The organism is Umezawaea sp. Da 62-37 (assembly GCF_032460545.1).
Lineage (GTDB): Bacteria > Actinomycetota > Actinomycetes > Mycobacteriales > Pseudonocardiaceae > Umezawaea.
Genome location: NZ_CP135965.1, coordinates 9,712,585 through 9,727,166, shown reverse-complemented (window position 1 = coordinate 9,727,166; position 14,582 = coordinate 9,712,585). Strand labels below are relative to the sequence as shown.

The following is a 14,582-nucleotide window of genomic DNA, read 5'->3' as shown; positions in this document are numbered from 1 at the left end:
CCTGGCCGTCCTCCTCAGGACGGGGTGGACGGCCAGGAGATCACGGCGACCGTGTGCTTCTTGCGGACGACTCGGCCAGCGGGAAGTGCAGGGTCGGGCGTTGTCGCGGGGTAGACGTCGATTCGGGCGCCGGGCCCGTGTCGGCGGGTACGGTCCCAGTCGCGGATCAGCTCGACGTAGCGGCCGGCGAGGTGGTCGGCGTCAGGTCCGTGGGCGTACACGACCAGTTCGAACGCGCTGCGGTCTTCGGAGGTCGCCCGCGGAGCGCGGTAGGCGAAGCTGTCGACGCCGAAGGCGGCCTTGGCTCCCATACGCGTGGACTTCTCCACCGCTCCGGTCGCGATCGCGGCCTGGGTGGCCATCAGCAGACCGAAGTCGTCGAGCATGGTCGCCAGATACAGGTCCAGATCGTCGTAGGATTCGGTCCCGCCGACTTCGATTCCGGAGCCGTGCACCACGCGCGGCGATGCCAACGCTGTGCTCAATGCTTCACCGTTCACGGGCTGGTCGCCATCCACGCGCAGAGCGATGTCCGGGCCGCCCAGTGGCACGAGTTGTTCGTTGGAGGCACCGGCTCCCTGCATGGCGACGAACCCGCAGATTTCGTAGTCGGTGCCGACCAGGCGGTCGTCGTGGCGGGTGAAGGCGATCGAGCGCATGAGCCCGCGCAGTCGCAGCGGGACCACGAGCACGCCGTCGGCGGCGAGCTGCTCGATCCACGCGGGTGGGATGTCCGGAGCACCGACGGTGACGATGATCCGGTCGAAAGGCGAGTGATCGGGAAGGCCGACGTCGGCGTCACCCGCTATGACCCGGACCTGCGGGTAGCCAGCGATGTCCAGGAACTGTGTCGCGCGGTCGACGACGAAGGGGTCGATGTCCATGGTGGTGACCTCGCCCTGCGGGCCAACCAGCTCCGCGATCAGGGCGGCGTTGTAGCCGCCGGAGCCGATCTCCAGGACCCGCATCCCAGGGCGGATGTCGGCTTGTTCCAGCATCTTGGCTTGGATCCACGGTGCGGACACCGAGCTCACCGCGAGGCCGTGCTCGTCGCGTTTGGTGATCACGACGGCGGCACGGTCGTAGACCTTCGACAGCGGTTCACCGGGGGCGAAGGCCTCGCGAGGCACGGTGGCGAATGCCCTCGTCACCTGATCGGTGCGCAGGTCGCCGTGCAGTCGTAGTTGGTGGACCATCGTCGCGCGCAGGTCCGCCGCGCGTGGAGGTGCGCTGGTCCTGTTTGTTTCTGGCGTGTTCACCCGATCACTCTTCCAGTAGCGGGCTTGTGGGCAGTGCAACCACACGCCCACGGATGATCATTCGCAGTGTCGACGACGCGTAGGATTTCCCGACCCGACACGCTCCGTGTAGGTCATCGACCGCGCCGAGCAGGACAGATCCTGATTCGTCACCATCCGCATGAGACACCACCGGTCCACAACACGCAGGAACCACGAAGCGCCTCGCACTCGATCCCGGCGCCGACGATGGCGCAGTCGTCCTGCTCGTCGAGCAAGATCAGGGCAGCGGACGCCGCAACGCTCGCGGACGTGGCCGGTCCGACTCCTGGCTGTCGGGTGGGCGTGGTCGACTCGTTCCCGGTCGTCATTGGGCTCTCCTGTTGTGAGGCTTCACCGTCATACGGCAGGAACATCGGCTTGAGCCTGCACGTCACCGTTTACCCGCGCGAGCGCGTTCATCGTCGCCACCTATCGTGGATCCAACTCCTCCTGAGTAAGCCGACGAAGAGCAGGACAAAGGAGGATCGGGAAGAAGATGGGTTGCGGAACCTGACTCATCACGGCGTCCACAACAGACTGGAGCGCTTGACCAGATTGGGAGCGCCCGATTCACCTGGTTCGGGTAGGCCGAGGAGATCGGTGACGACCTCCTCAAGATCGGCCCTTTCTCTGCACCACACGCACCCACCGCCGTACGTGTCATCGAGCACGCGGGCAGCGCTGACATTGCTGCGGTCGAAGACAAAGATCGCGTCGGTGTACTGCTGGCGGCTGAGGCTCCCGGCAATCCCCACGGTCTGGCCGCTCTCAACCAGGGTGCGGAAGATCCATCCGGACCGTCGGGCTACCACAAGCGTGTGAAGTTCGGGGTACTGGCGGACCGCCTCCTGCTCGACGATCGGGAGATTCATCAGACCAGCTCTCTGCTCTGCGTCAGCAGGATCATCACCCGGTCGCAGATCGCGGAGGCAGACTGCTCTGGTGGCTGCCTCGCGCAGTCGACGGTGAACAGTTCGAATCCCGCGCCCACCAGATGGGCGGTTGCCTCGCGGTAGAACTCGACCTCGGTGTGGCTGCTGCGCTTGGTGAGCTGGAACCTGTTGTGCGGTCCGCGCTCACTGAGTCGCTGGGCGATCACGTTGGGGTCCGCTTCAAGGATGACCGTGAGGTCCGGTTGCAGGACGTCCTCGTTGAGCTGCCAGAGGAACACGGGGTCGACGCCGTCGAATCGCTGAACCACGAGCCCGGAAGCGATGTAGCGGTCGGACACCACGACATGACCGCTCGTGAGAAGCGGCTGGATCTCCGTCTCGACGTGGTGGTAGCGGTCGGCGGCGTACAAGCAGGCGAGGGCGTGGCCGGTGACCGTCTCGGTCAGCTGAGCCGCCATGGTGCCGATAGGTCCTTGGGAAGGCTCGGCCGTGACGTGGACATGTTCACCCTTGGCAACGAGGAGCTGGGCCAGGTGCCGGACGATGGTCGTCTTACCCGCTCCGCCTGGCCCGTCGACGCTGACGAAGAACCCGAAGCCGCGGTCAGAAGAGAGCCGGGGGTTCATCCTTGCCACCCCCTGACGGGGTGCGCAGCTCTTCGAGCGACAGGCGGCCGGCGAGGTGAACGAAGAGCCTGGCAGTCACGAGGGCGTCATAGGTGGCACGATGCGGCTTGAGCCGGCCGTCCAGATCGTCAGCCAGATCGAACCTGTCGACAAGTGCGCCGAGTTTGTAGCTGTCCTCGTTGGGCAGCAGGCGCCGGGCGAGCTTGAGGGTGTCGAACACCTCGGGGCATTCCCAGTCGCCGAACTTGCGCTGGAGGACACCGACGTCCACGTGAGCGGCATGGCCGATCAGCGCCGAAGCGTCGAGGGCCTTGCGCACGTCGGCTTCGATATAGGCGAAGACTTGCGCGTCCGCCAGGTCATCGTTGCTGATGCCGTGGATCTTCTTGGCGAAGTGGGTGATCGGTTGATCAGGCTTCACCAACCAGCTCGTCGGCTCCCCGATGATCCCGCCGACGATCGGCACCGCGGCCAACTCCACCAGGTCGGGTGGCTGCTGCCCGTTGCCCTCGACGTCGACCACGACGTAGTTGAGGCTCTGCCACTCAGTCATCTGTTGTTGTGTCCTTCCAACCGAGTTCCGCGCGGCCATGGCGGTTCGCGTGGTGGGGGTGGCGCTCGTCGTGCACCTGGAAGCCAAGCGCGTGTTGAAGGAAGTAGCGCGGCTGTTCGGTCTCCAGGCCAGAGACAACAGCGGCTCTCGGACTGATCTCCACGACCTTGACCGACCGGGTTTCGGGCAAGACACTGGCGATCTGGTGTAGCTGCTCGACCGTGGGAACGCGGTGAGCGTTGGTGCAGATTTCGAGCTGGCTCAGCGGGCAGATGTCGCAGAGTTCACGGATGCCGATGTGGCCGTTGTAGTCGGGCAGGCCGTGCGCGTAGGACACGGCGCACGAGGTCTTGCGAAACAGCGCCGCGGAGTGGGAGAAGGCTTCCAGGACGCGGTGTTCCAACGTCTCGGGGACGATCTTGCGGCGTGCGGTGTCCTGGTAGGGCTCGGGAAGACCATTGGCCTTGTAGTACTGGGCGATCTGGTCGCGGTAGAACAGGCCGGTGAACACGGTGGCGTCGGCGTGCTTGCTCAACTCGCGCGCGGCGGCCAGGTGCTCGTCGGTGTCGTTCAAGCCTGGGACCAGGGGACGCCAGTACAAGACGGTGCGGTACTTGCGCAGTTCGGGGGCACTCATCAGCTTGAGCGAGTCGGCAACGACGTGCGAGGGGTAGGGCTCGATCTTCTGGTTGTCGATGCCGGAGTAGGTGAAGAGCAGCGTCACCTTCAGGTGGTGGAGTTGGTTCAAGCGGTCGATGTCGTACTCGCTGAGTTGGTGGCGGGTGATGACCAGGACGTGGTTGGTCAGATCGCGGGCATCGAGGTCTTCGAGTACGGCGAACGTGTGGGGGCGGACCTTGGGCAAGAAGGGCTCGGTGGCGCGGTTGAAGAGCTGGATCGGTGTGACATGGGGCTGGAAGTAGCGGTGGTTCACCAACTCTTCGACAGCGTGAGCATCGGACATGAGGGCACGCGGCTGGTTCTCGTCCCACAGCCCGTAGGTGTGCCGGATGCAGTAGACGCAGCCGAGCGGACACCCCTGGATGTGGTTGAGACTCAGACCGCTCTTGCGATACTCGACCACCTCCTGAACTCGCACGGGTAAGCGGGCGATCTGGTCCTTCGTGAGCAACTGCACGGACGTGATCACGTGGCGTTCTCCAAGATCGACGGGGACGGCGCTCTTGGAGACTAAGCAGAGCGACGGAGGCCAGAACAGCAAGTTGCTCGGAATTGCTCGCAATCGAGGCGAAGGTGAGGGAGACGGGCAATAGCGAGCCATGTCCTCGCACGCCACATGTGACGTCGCTCCGTTGGCGCGGTGGACATCTTTGAGCAGGTCAAGGCCTTGGAGTTGCCGGAGCGGCAGTACGTGGTGTTCGGCGCGGGCCCGCTGGCAGCGCACGGCATTCGCGATACGGCCGACGTCGACCTGTTCGTCACCACGGCGCTTTACGAGGAATTGAAAGCGTCAGGGTGGGCGGAGATGGGAACGCGCAGCAGCGGCCTGCACCTTTCCAGCGGCATCTTCGAAACCGACGAAACCTGGGTCTACGGCGACTACAGCCCGACCGTTGAAGAACTCGTCGAGGCGGCGGACATCATCGACGACGTGCCGTTCGCTCCGCTCACCGAGGTTCTGAAGTGGAAGCGCGCGCTCGGTCGCCCGAAGGACGTGCAGGACGTCGCGCTCATCGAGCAGCACCTTCGTATGCGTTCCTAGTTCTGCGGCGTCACGCTTCGGCGTCATCGGGCGAGAGGTCAGCGATGACGCGGTTGATGATTCCCCGTGCGGAGCGGCCGTAGCTCGCGACGGAGGCAAGTTCCTCGAACACGGTGGCGTAGAGAGCGATCTCTTGCGGCTGTGCCAGGTTGAGGCCTGCCGAGAAGGTTTCGACCAGCACCTTGTCGTCGTCGTAGAGCCAGAAGCCGTGCCAGGGAGACGCCGTGTACTGGGTCTCGAACCCGATGATCCCGAGCTTCACGTTGGGCAGTGCCGACAGCGACATCAGGCGGTCGAGTTGGCCGAGCATCACCTCGGGGGAGCACAGGCGAAAGCGCAGGGCCGCCTCGGTGAGTACGAAGTGGAAGCGTTTGTCGGACCGGTAGAAGATGTCCTGACGCTTCAACCGGGCTTCCACGGCCTCGTTGATGTCGTTGGCCAACTTGAACACGCGGATGCTCTCCGCGAAGCGCGCGCGGGCGTACTCGGAGGTCTGGAGAAGCCCAGGGATCACCGTTGCCTCGAACACCCGAAACAGCCTGGTCTTCTGATCCAACTCGGCGAGCGCGTTCTGCCGCGGCCTGATGCCGCCCTTGAGGATGCGCTGCCACTCGGCGTGTTGGGTCTCCAGTGTGCGCAGAGATGCGAGGAGGGCGGTCGCCTGGCTCGTGCTGTTGGTGATGCGCGTCCAGTCCTTGATGTCCTCGGCGCTCGGTGTCTGTTTGCCGTTCTCGATCTTGGAGACCTTGGAAGGTTGCCACGACAGCGACTCCGCGAGCTGCTTGCCGGTCTGACCGGCTAGCTGGCGAAGCTCGCGGAGTCGGTTGCCCAGCGCTGTTCGCGCCTCGTGGACGTTTGTAGCGCTCACGGCCTTACTCTGCGGCAAAGTCTTCCCGTCGTACGGCGTGATGCCTGGCAGCGTCACGCCAGTAGTTGTACTGGATGATCTCCGCGGGGTCATCTACGACCTCGCCACCCAGGAAGCTCATCCCGTCATCGAAGTGCATCCGGACCACCTTGCGGGAGTCGAACAGCCAATAGTCGTGCTTCGGCAGCCCCTCGGCCTGGTCGCGCGGTAGGTAGCGGATGTCCTCGCCCGCGCCGCCGGTGAACTGGGAGCACCAGACACCAAAACGGCTGTAGTCCGTGAGCGGCGTGGTCACCACCCGCACACGGGCAAACGTCCGCCCCTCCGCAGCTGCCTCACCCAACATGGACAGCCAGCTCTGCATCCACGGCAGGTCGTCCGGTTCACCTGCGAGGAACTTGCGCAGCGACTCGTTCTCGTACGTGGCGTCGTACTGGTCGAACGTCTCCAGGCGGAAAGCCGTGTGCTCGAAGGTGTGGAAGAGCTGTCTGAACTCCTCACCCGGCTTGATGAGCTCGGTCAGGACAGTCCCTCCTCCAGCGCGTAGCGGCGGGCGTAGAACTTCAGCACATCCTCGGGGATTTCGATCAGCGTCTCGTGGTCGGGGACCGGCCCGATCGCGGCCAAGGCCTCCGGGTCCGTCACCTTCCAGCCCTGGGCGATGTAGGTGACGCGGTCGTCCCGATCAGTGGCGTAGAGCGTCGGGGAGTTGTCGACCTGCGATTCAGGGTCCTTGCCGAGGAACTGGACGCGCATCGTGCCTCCTTGCGAGCAAGTTTCTTATAGTTGCTCTCCCATCGTGACGGAGGAGGTGAGGAACGTCAACGCGAAACCGGGAACGGCGACTTCAGGTTCAGGGCACGGGTTTGCCCTTGTGCTGGCACGGCCGGTCCCGGTTGCGGACGACCTGACGCGGTGTCCCTCGGGATACGTGACGGTTGTACTGGCCGTCAAGCACCCCGTGTCGCACGCGACACGGACCCGCCGTGGCGGTATGAGCAACCGACGATGCGCCCACTCGCACCACCTGTTTGCTTTCGGTCCGGGACGACACCAGCAGCACTCGGCCACCGATCGCAGCCGTGCAAGGACTTTGTAGCGAAACGAGTGGCACGGACCGGACCGCCGCGCCTGCCGAGTATCGGCACGGTCGTCCCCGGTGTCAGCAAGCACAGGAGGTGGGTTCGGGGCGTCGCACTCTCGCTGGTCGTTCAACCCTCGCGAGAGTCCATCACCGCGTAGTCGGTGATGCGGCGTGAACAGCGAGAGCGAGCAGGGGGAAGGTGGCGATGACGTCCTCGCGCACCAACTGGACCAGTAGCCCGATCGCTGCCAGGAAGCCTGCCGTGTCATCGGGTTGTTCGGTGATGGAGTCCAACGCGGCTTGGAGGTTCAGGCGCGTGGAGGTTGCGCGGGCGATGGAGCGTTCGATCCGACTGATGTCGGAGGCATCGGAAATTTCACGGTCCTCGGTATGAGACGGGTGGGCTGCGGCGGCGAGGACCTCGAACGGGTCGTCCAGGACGGGAACCAGCAGGGTCAGATCGGGACCGCCGCGCGTGGTGCACAAGTCCGGAGGACAGATCCGATGCAGGGTCAGCAGCACCTCAACCACAAGGCCACACAGCCTCCAGTCCGTGTGCGATCTCCTTTCGGCCAAGGGGAAGTAACCCTGCGCCGGGGTCATTGGTTTGGGAGGCTGCGATGAACTCGTCTGCGGCTGCCCGCGCCGCGGTTCGACGATCGGACTCGTGGGAGAAACCGGTCACGTTGATGCTCCTCAGTGGAGAAGGAGGTGCTTGGTTGCCTTCCCGGTCGGCTACCTGTGGTGGGCAGCGAGACATGTGGGTGTTCGTGGTCAGCAGCAGGTTCGCGGTTGGTGTCACCACTGCAGCACGAGCAGGACAGCGCACAGCACACCGGTGAGCATCACTGCGGCGAGGCCGAGATGCTGTGTTGGTTGCGTAGGTGCCTACCGTGGGCGATGTCGCCGTTGTCGGCCGCTTCCGCCGAGTAGGCCCGACAAGGTCGACGGCGCGCAGGACGTAGTGCTCGAGGTAGCGCTCTGGTGTCCGTTCATTCCTGGGGATGCCGACCACGCCCAGCCATCCGGAGGCGTCCGGACCGGGGGTACGGGTGATCCGGGGGCTGCCGGTCCGGAACGTGTAGAGGTAGGTCGACACGCCCGTCAGGGTGAACACGATCAAGGCGTAGCGGCTCAGCGGTGGAATCTCCGGTATGGGTTGCAGCAGGAATACCACGGTGGGGCCCGCGAGGCTGAGGATCGTACGCAGATAGCCCAGTAGTCTGGCGGTCATGCCGCCGGCGTGACCGGCCTGGTATTGGGCGTGGCCGGCATCGTGCCGGGCGAGGTCCGCAGCGCGGGTGCAGATTTCGGCAGGGTCGGCGTCGATGTCGTGCCGGGTCAGGATGTCGTGGACCTGTTCCAGGTGAGGAGCATTCGGTGTGGCAGGCGTCTGCGGCTCGTCGGGTTTCTCGGCCGACACGGGTAATGGTGGCATCGTTTGGGGTCCTTTGATCGCGTGGACGTCCGCCCGGTGCGTGGTGGTGGCGAGCGGCGGTTCCGGCTGGGCGCATCAGGTGCGGCGACGTGTTCAGTGCTTCTTGGTGCGTGTAGCGCCGCCACGTGCGCGCAGGCTCACACCGGGCTCGCCGAGCACGCCATGCACGAAGCCGTAGGACCGCCCGATGGATCCGGCCAGGGCACGGATGCTGGCGCCCTTCTCGTACTTCTTCTTCAGGTCGGCGCCCAGCTTGGTCCGGGTGGCTCCGGTGATACGGGCACTTTTCTTGAATTCGGTCATCGCGGCGTCATTCTTTCGTTCGGTATGGGAAGCGGGATCGTGCGGTCGGTGGGCGAGGTGCTGCCATCGAATGCGTGGGCGGAACAGCAGCCGATGTCAATGGCGGTAAGGTGGACGTCGATTTCAGCCGAGCCGGCGGTGGTCTTTGGAGATACGGGACAGCAGCGCTTTGAGTTGATCACCGCGAGCTGCCAACCTTTCCAGCCTGCTGAACAGCGAGACGTACTCGCGGACGTCGTGCGCGTCGGTGATCATGGCGTTCCCGGTGAGCACGCTGACCGTCACGGCGCGCTCGTCGTAGACCTGGAACCCGTGCGGGGCGACCATGTTCGCGTCCGCCGACCAGGGCACGACGCCCAGTTGCACGTTGGGTCTGCGCATGATCAGGGTGAGGTGGTCGATCTGGTCGCACATGAGGTCCGCGGTGCCGATCCGCCACCGCAGGGCGCTTTCGGTGAGCAGGAAGACGAACTTCTTGTTCGGGTCGTCGAGTCGGGCGTGTCGGGTTCGTAGGATGGTGACAGCGGTGTCCGGCTCATGGTGTGGCGTGGCGGCCAGTACGACACGGAGGTAGTTCTCGCTCTGCAGTAGCGAGGGGACTCCGGCGAGTTGGAAGAAGCGGCTGGTGGTGGCGCGGGTCTCGATACGGGTGACGGCCTGTTGGTGGCGGTGGGCCCCGCGGTGCAGGACCACCCGTCTGGTCTCGAGTTCGGCATGCAGCTGTCTGGCCAGTTCGACCAGTTCCAATCGGGTCTGCCTGGTGGCGGATAGCTCCGCGACGAGTCGTTTCACGTCGATGACGGACGGCAGCAGCATGCTGTTTTCGATCTTGGACAGTTTCGACTGGCTCATACCGGTCGCTTGCGCCGTGGCCGTACCGGTCATCCGGGCCTCGGTCCGCAGCCTGCGTAACTCACTCGACAGTCGGTCCCGTGCCAGTTGCGATCGTTCCGGTGCCGTCACGACGCCCCGCCCGTTCGACGGCGGATGAGGCCATGGCCGATCACGACAACGTCGCGGCGGGTGTTTCTTGTGGAGGCCGTGGGCACCGGATGGGTCCTTTCACTGGGTGGCCGTTGTTCGTGCGTGCGGTGTCGTGCGGGCTTGTCAGGGGGCACTGGGTGTGGATGTCGTACCCCGAGCCGAATGCCCGGTCCCCGGTACGCCACAGGTGTGTCGGGTCGGCCCACCAGGCGCGGGTGTCCAGTTCGCGTGTCGCCCCGGCTGCGCGCGGCGAACCACCCGATGATGTTCGATCGGGGTTCGTCCAGGCTGCGGGAGACCGCGGTGATCGTGTCGCCGGGATCCATTGTCCGCGGCAGGCGGTAGACGTCGCCGTGGACGTGGGTGGAAACCGCCGTGTCGAGTCGGGCTCGTCCGGTGTCCACGAGGTCGGTTACGACCGGGTGTGCGATGTCGAGTTCGTGGTCGACAAGCACGGCGACCAACGGCTCCGACACGACGATGTCGTTACCGAGCACGGCGATGAGCATGCGATGGGCACGTGTCGCGTCAAGCGTGAGGGCGGTCATGGCGACTCCTGTGTGGACAGTGCCTCGATCTACGGCCTCGATCTACGGCCTCGAGCTTTCCGTGCCCACAGCCCTCCCCTGCTCTAACGGATCCGGTCACCGGTCGTCGTCGCTTCGGTTGAGTCGCATCCGGAGGTGGCGAGCCTGGTCCTGACGTGAGACCTGGCCGCGCGGACGCATCATCTTCCCCTGCCTCATGAACAAGCGTGCGGACATAGCTGGTCGATCCGACCTTCCATGTGGCAAGGTCCTTTGTGGATGCTCCCTGTCCGTATCGGCGCCGCAGTCGGGCGGCGAGTTCATGCCGGTGCACCGTGGTTCGTTTGGGTTGATTCGTGGTGGATCGCGAAGTCCCTCCGGCCTCCTCGATCGACCGCTTCACGAAGCCGGACGATCGTCCTATGAGGGTGGCGATCTCTTGGACGGGCTCACCGTCGTCGTAGGGATACCGACACTTCGCCGCCGGTGTTTCTCGTTGGGCGCCCATGATCCACGTGCGGGCGGGCAGTTTCTGCGGATCCACGGGTCGGTCAGGATCGAACCGCGGACTCACCCGGAACTCCTTCCTGTACGGGTGTGCGCTGTGGTGCGACGTCGGATGAATCGGAATCCTCGATCGCCGATCTCTCACCTGAGTCTTGCGGCTGACCGCAGGTACACGTCGGGCAATGGTCGGTCTTCTTCCGGCGTCTGGAGGGAGGGCGCATCGTGGTGCCCGCTTCGTGGAGCAGCTTGCGAACCTGGGATTCGGATCCGATGTCCGGTGTGGTCAGCTCGGCGATGGTCGCTCCCTTCTCGTATCCAGCTCGCAACCGGGCGCCCAGCTTCCGGCGTTGCTCTGGTGAGAGCATCGGACGCAATGTGCCACCGGCTTTCACGATGCGGTTCTTCACGAAATTGCGTGACTTCCCGACGCTCGTCGCGATGGCCGCGACCGCCTCACCCTTCTCGTAACGGTCCCGAAACTCGCCTTCCTGGGCCACGGGCGATCGCGGTGCTCCTCGGCGGCGAAGTGTGGTTCCCGCTTCGAGCAGGAGTTTGTTCACGAGGCCTCGGGAGCCGACCTCGGGTGTCGCGAGTGATGCGAGAGTTGCACCGGCCTCATATTTTCTGCGCAAATCTGCGGCAAGGTCCGCGCGGCCTGCGGAGCGCGGTGTCACTGCTCCGCCACGTGTCCGCATCGATACCCCGGCGTCGTGCAGAACCCTGAGGGCAAACCCGAACGATCGACCGGACTCGCGCGCAAGTTCGCGAATGGTGGCACCGGCCGCGTACCGGCTCGCGAAGACAGCGGATATCTCGTCCCTCAGCTCACCTGTGACACGCTGGTGCGGCTTGAACGCGGGCACAGGGCTGTCCGGCTCGGGGTGCGTCACGAGGCACACCGAAGTTCCCGAGCGGCTGCCTGAGCCCTCTCGTCCACGAACTCCGCGAGCAGCTGCCAAGGATTCTTGGAGTGAAGACGGCATGGGCACGGATGTCCGGCAACCATCTCCGCGATCACATCCTCGGCGGATCGGCGTGCGAACCTGCGCAAGATCTCGCCACCGGGCCGGAATTCCGTCTCGGCTTCGACCAACAAATCGCGGACGAACCCATAGCTGCCCACCCCTCGTGTCAGGGTGCGGATGCTGGCTCCGGCGTCGTAGCGCCCACGAAGGCAACCCGCCAACAGTTGACGCGAGGGACCCTGGAGCAGGATGGCGGATCGATCTATCGGCATCGTCTTCGACTTTCGTCTGTCTGTGGTGGACGTTCATGTGCACGGTGGCGGCGATCATCCGTGCTATCCGGCGGGCGGGTTGTCCGGTGACCGCGGCGAGGTGGGTCAGCCCGATGCCTGCGGCGTAGTGCCGGGCCACCTCGGTGTCGACCGTCTGATGCCCAGACCACTAGCGTGCTCTGTTCCAGTGCCGGTTGCGGAGGTCGGGATCATCGCCTGGTCCCCTGTTCGCGATTCCCGTCGGATGGCGGCGGGTCACTGTGTCCGGCGACGGCAGGGGGTACTGCGGTGTCGGGGTGCTCCCGCAGCTCGGCGGCGCGTTGGGGGTGGCCCGCGAGGTCGTAGGCGGCGATAGCGCGGGCGCGGTGTTGTTCGGCATCGGGATGTCCCAGCCTGGTGGCGCTCTGCCACAGCAGTGCTTGCACGTCGGCGTGGTGGACGCGGTCGGCGTCGGGATCCAGGAGCGTGTCCGCGTGGATCAACGCGTCGTCGGCGAGTTGGACCAGGCCGAGGTCGAGCAGGATCTCGGCGTGCACGATCAACGCCCGTGCCGCCTCGAACCCGCGGGGGCGTGGGTCGCCGAGGATCAGCCCGACCGCGAATCGTGCGGCCCGGCACGCTTGGTCCGGGCGTCCCAGGCTGTTCAACACCGGGGCCTGCTGCCGCAACCGCAGGCCGAGCACCCAGGGCCGGGCGCCGGTGCGGATGTCGAGGTCGATGCAGCGGTCGAACATGGCGACCGCGGCCTCGAGTTGGTCGTCGGCGATCAGTGCCTGTGCCCAGACCGACAGCGCGGTGGCCAGCGCCCGGTCGTCATCGTGGTGTCTAGCCACGGCGGTCGCCTGTTCGACATTCACCAAGGCGTCTGCGGGGCGGCCCAACCAGCTTTGTGCCCATGCGATGCGTGCCAGTGCGGTGGATTCGTAGGGGTGCTCGAGGTGGTGGGCGGCATGGGCGGCCAGGGTCTGGGAGGTCAGGACGTCCTCGGTGTGCCTGCCGGAGCGCAGCGGTATCCACAGGGCCTCGCCGAGCTGCCACGCGAAGTCCGGCAGCCCCAGATCGACGGCGAGCGGCAGCATGGTCATGGCGGTGCGGTGCTCGCGGTCGAACACCGTGCGAGCGGCTCCGCGGTCGGAGAAAGGGGTCGCGGACTGTCGCAGCGGGGAGTAGGCGTGTTTGCCCGGCTCCAAGGTCTCGGCGATCGAGGACATCAGTCCGGCGTAGTGCGCGACCAGTCGGGTGAGGGCCTGGGTCACGGGCTGGGACAGAGTGGGCGACGAGTCGCCGCTCGAACCCGACTGGTCAACCGGTGTGTCGTCGTTGACCGCTTCCGGCGCGGGAGTAGCCGGATAGCGGACCGCTCCGGTCGGGTCGGTGACCTGCTGGAGCAGACCCCGATCGACCAGCCGTCGCAGGGCCCGGTCGACATCGTGGTCGGACAGGTCGAGCATCCCGACCGTATCGGCAGACAGGCCGGGACCACCGACGTGTCGTAGTACGCCGAGAAGATCCCGGTCGGCGGGCGGTAGGTCGTGGTCGGCCATGCGCATGGCGATGCTCCAGGACAAGGCGGTCAGGGTGTGGGCGTGGTCGACCACCGCGGCGATGGGCAGTTCGGGGTGTGCCGCCAGGTGGCCGCCGAGCAACACGGCGGTGAGCGGGTGGCCTTGGCAGAGTGCGGCCAGCCGGTGGAGGTGTTCGGGTTCGCGGGCGGCACGGGTCTGGCCTGCGAAGGCGGCCAGCAGGTCCCTGGCGGCGTGCGAGGGCAGTACGCCCAGGTGCAGTGGTCGTGCGCCGGCGGTGATCAGCTCGGGCAGGTGGTGGCGGGTGGTGACCAGGGTCAGGGCGTGTGGAGAGGCGGGTAGCAACGGCAGCACCTGGTCGGCGGTGTGTGCGCCGTCCAGGACCAACAACAGGTGCCGGTCGTGGGTCAGCGACCGCCACAACGCGGCCACTTCGACCGGGTGCGACGGGATCGCGGTGGGCGCGATGCCCAGCGCGCGTAGCCAGCGCCGCAGCACCACCTCGCCGGTCAGGTCGGGTTCTGCGGCGAAGTCGGCGTGCAACCGACCGTCGACGAAGGTGTCGGCCTGGGTTGTGGCCCACCACAGGGTCAGCGTGGTCTTGCCGATCCCGGCGTCTCCGGTGACCACCACCAGATCCGCTTGCCCGGTGCTGTGCCACCGGGTCAACCGGGCGCTCTCCACGACGCGGTCGACTGGGCGTCGCGCCGCCGGTCGGGGCAGTTGCGCGGGAACCGGCAGCGCCGGGGGCGGCGGCAGGTGCAGGGTGATGCCACGCGCCTGGATCAGGGTGCCCGTGACGTGACCGTTCATCGCGTTGGACGTCATGTCGGTCATGTCGACCACCGCCGACCGGGTGGCGATGTCACCTCGGTGCTGCGGTAAGCGCACATGGGCACGTCGCTGGCATCTTTGCGCGAATCGACGGGAGCGTTGTTCACGCCGGAATTTCCCTGTCCGGTTCGGCTTCCGGTTCTCCGGCCCGATGCTGACGCGACAGCCACATCAGTCAAGTCCACTGTGGATGAAGGCAGGG

At 65.8% G+C, this 14,582-nt stretch carries 18 protein-coding genes and 1 pseudogene; 1 reads left to right on the top strand and 18 read right to left on the bottom strand.

From position 1 onward, the window contains the following. Positions 1-14 precede the first annotated feature (14 nt). The 5 genes from fxlM to RM788_RS43965 all read right to left on the bottom strand — a co-directional run bounded on the left by fxlM (position 15) and on the right by RM788_RS43965 (position 4,502). The gene (gene fxlM, locus RM788_RS43985; protein WP_315926502.1) at positions 15-1,259 is read right to left on the bottom strand and encodes a methyltransferase, FxLD system; all 1,245 of its coding nucleotides are present in this window, start codon (positions 1,257-1,259) and stop codon (positions 15-17) included. A 539-nt stretch (positions 1,260-1,798) separates the two neighbouring features. Beyond that, on the bottom strand, positions 1,799-2,152 hold the full coding sequence (locus RM788_RS43980; RefSeq protein ID WP_315926500.1) for a hypothetical protein: 354 nt from the start codon (positions 2,150-2,152) through the stop codon (positions 1,799-1,801). Continuing rightward, positions 2,152-2,799: a dTMP kinase gene (tmk, locus tag RM788_RS43975; protein WP_315926498.1), complete on the bottom strand. Its 648-nt coding sequence runs from the start codon at positions 2,797-2,799 to the stop codon at positions 2,152-2,154. Before tmk ends, RM788_RS43980 begins: the two co-directional genes overlap by 1 nt. Continuing rightward, positions 2,777-3,352, bottom strand: coding sequence for a 3'-5' exonuclease (locus RM788_RS43970; protein WP_315926496.1), 576 nt, complete (start codon positions 3,350-3,352; stop codon positions 2,777-2,779). Before RM788_RS43970 ends, tmk begins: the two co-directional genes overlap by 23 nt. Further along, positions 3,345-4,502 (bottom strand): radical SAM protein, encoded by a 1,158-nt coding sequence (locus RM788_RS43965; RefSeq protein ID WP_315926494.1) that lies wholly within the window; start codon positions 4,500-4,502, stop codon positions 3,345-3,347. Before RM788_RS43965 ends, RM788_RS43970 begins: the two co-directional genes overlap by 8 nt. Before the next feature lie 171 nt (positions 4,503-4,673). On the opposite strand from RM788_RS43965, the gene RM788_RS43960 reads away from it, so the two are divergent. After that, positions 4,674-5,075, top strand: coding sequence for a hypothetical protein (locus tag RM788_RS43960; protein WP_315926492.1), 402 nt, complete (start codon positions 4,674-4,676; stop codon positions 5,073-5,075). 10 nt (positions 5,076-5,085) lie between these two features. Here RM788_RS43960 and RM788_RS43955 read toward each other — a convergent pair whose 3' ends face one another. From RM788_RS43955 to RM788_RS43905, 13 genes and pseudogenes are all read right to left on the bottom strand, one after another. Then, the gene (locus tag RM788_RS43955; protein ID WP_315926490.1) at positions 5,086-6,000 is read right to left on the bottom strand and encodes a helix-turn-helix domain-containing protein; all 915 of its coding nucleotides are present in this window, start codon (positions 5,998-6,000) and stop codon (positions 5,086-5,088) included. After that, entirely contained in the window at positions 5,948-6,394 is a 447-nt protein-coding gene (locus tag RM788_RS43950; protein WP_399345272.1) for a DUF6879 family protein, read from the bottom strand. Before RM788_RS43950 ends, RM788_RS43955 begins: the two co-directional genes overlap by 53 nt. Positions 6,395-6,462: 68 nt before the next feature. After that, the gene (locus tag RM788_RS43945; RefSeq protein WP_315926486.1) at positions 6,463-6,699 is read right to left on the bottom strand and encodes a hypothetical protein; all 237 of its coding nucleotides are present in this window, start codon (positions 6,697-6,699) and stop codon (positions 6,463-6,465) included. 475 nt (positions 6,700-7,174) lie between these two features. Beyond that, positions 7,175-7,549, bottom strand: coding sequence for a hypothetical protein (locus RM788_RS43940; protein ID WP_315926484.1), 375 nt, complete (start codon positions 7,547-7,549; stop codon positions 7,175-7,177). 1 nt (position 7,550) lies between these two features. Beyond that, a complete protein-coding gene (locus tag RM788_RS43935) occupies positions 7,551-8,450 on the bottom strand; it encodes a hypothetical protein (protein ID WP_315926482.1) in 900 nt (299 codons plus the stop codon). A gap of 108 nt (positions 8,451-8,558) precedes the next feature. Beyond that, the gene (locus tag RM788_RS43930) at positions 8,559-8,768 is read right to left on the bottom strand and encodes a helix-turn-helix domain-containing protein (protein ID WP_315926480.1); all 210 of its coding nucleotides are present in this window, start codon (positions 8,766-8,768) and stop codon (positions 8,559-8,561) included. A 123-nt stretch (positions 8,769-8,891) separates the two neighbouring features. Further along, on the bottom strand, positions 8,892-9,731 hold the full coding sequence (locus RM788_RS43925) for a helix-turn-helix domain-containing protein (protein ID WP_315926478.1): 840 nt from the start codon (positions 9,729-9,731) through the stop codon (positions 8,892-8,894). After that, entirely contained in the window at positions 9,728-10,300 is a 573-nt protein-coding gene (locus RM788_RS43920; protein ID WP_315926476.1) for a hypothetical protein, read from the bottom strand. Before RM788_RS43920 ends, RM788_RS43925 begins: the two co-directional genes overlap by 4 nt. Beyond that, entirely contained in the window at positions 10,281-10,787 is a 507-nt protein-coding gene (locus RM788_RS53200) for a helix-turn-helix domain-containing protein (RefSeq protein WP_399345269.1), read from the bottom strand. Before RM788_RS53200 ends, RM788_RS43920 begins: the two co-directional genes overlap by 20 nt. Before the next feature lie 43 nt (positions 10,788-10,830). Beyond that, positions 10,831-11,283 (bottom strand): helix-turn-helix domain-containing protein, encoded by a 453-nt coding sequence (locus RM788_RS43915; RefSeq protein WP_315934997.1) that lies wholly within the window; start codon positions 11,281-11,283, stop codon positions 10,831-10,833. 21 nt (positions 11,284-11,304) lie between these two features. Continuing rightward, positions 11,305-11,769, bottom strand: a pseudogene (locus tag RM788_RS43910) (helix-turn-helix domain-containing protein); the annotation flags it as partial. Further along, positions 11,673-12,023, bottom strand: coding sequence for a helix-turn-helix domain-containing protein (locus RM788_RS53195; protein ID WP_399341957.1), 351 nt, complete (start codon positions 12,021-12,023; stop codon positions 11,673-11,675). The gene RM788_RS53195 and the pseudogene RM788_RS43910, both read right to left, overlap by 97 nt. A gap of 209 nt (positions 12,024-12,232) precedes the next feature. Then, a complete protein-coding gene (locus tag RM788_RS43905) occupies positions 12,233-14,383 on the bottom strand; it encodes a helix-turn-helix domain-containing protein (RefSeq protein ID WP_315926474.1) in 2,151 nt (716 codons plus the stop codon). Between the last annotated feature and the right edge of the window lie 199 nt (positions 14,384-14,582).

Excerpts from the sequence above, each read along its gene's own strand:
- RM788_RS43920 (WP_315926476.1), bottom strand. The coding sequence starts at position 10,300 with ATGACCGCCCTCACGCTTGACGCGACACGTGCCCATCGCATGCTCATC.
- tmk (WP_315926498.1), bottom strand. The coding sequence starts at position 2,799 with ATGAACCCCCGGCTCTCTTCTGACCGCGGCTTCGGGTTCTTCGTCAGC.
- RM788_RS53200 (WP_399345269.1), bottom strand. The coding sequence starts at position 10,787 with ATGGGCGCCCAACGAGAAACACCGGCGGCGAAGTGTCGGTATCCCTAC.
- RM788_RS43905 (WP_315926474.1), bottom strand. The coding sequence starts at position 14,383 with ATGACCGACATGACGTCCAACGCGATGAACGGTCACGTCACGGGCACC.
- RM788_RS43930 (WP_315926480.1), bottom strand. The coding sequence starts at position 8,768 with ATGACCGAATTCAAGAAAAGTGCCCGTATCACCGGAGCCACCCGGACC.
- RM788_RS53195 (WP_399341957.1), bottom strand. The coding sequence starts at position 12,023 with ATGCCGATAGATCGATCCGCCATCCTGCTCCAGGGTCCCTCGCGTCAA.
- RM788_RS43970 (WP_315926496.1), bottom strand. The coding sequence starts at position 3,352 with ATGACTGAGTGGCAGAGCCTCAACTACGTCGTGGTCGACGTCGAGGGC.
- RM788_RS43980 (WP_315926500.1), bottom strand. The coding sequence starts at position 2,152 with ATGAATCTCCCGATCGTCGAGCAGGAGGCGGTCCGCCAGTACCCCGAA.
- RM788_RS43945 (WP_315926486.1), bottom strand. The coding sequence starts at position 6,699 with ATGCGCGTCCAGTTCCTCGGCAAGGACCCTGAATCGCAGGTCGACAAC.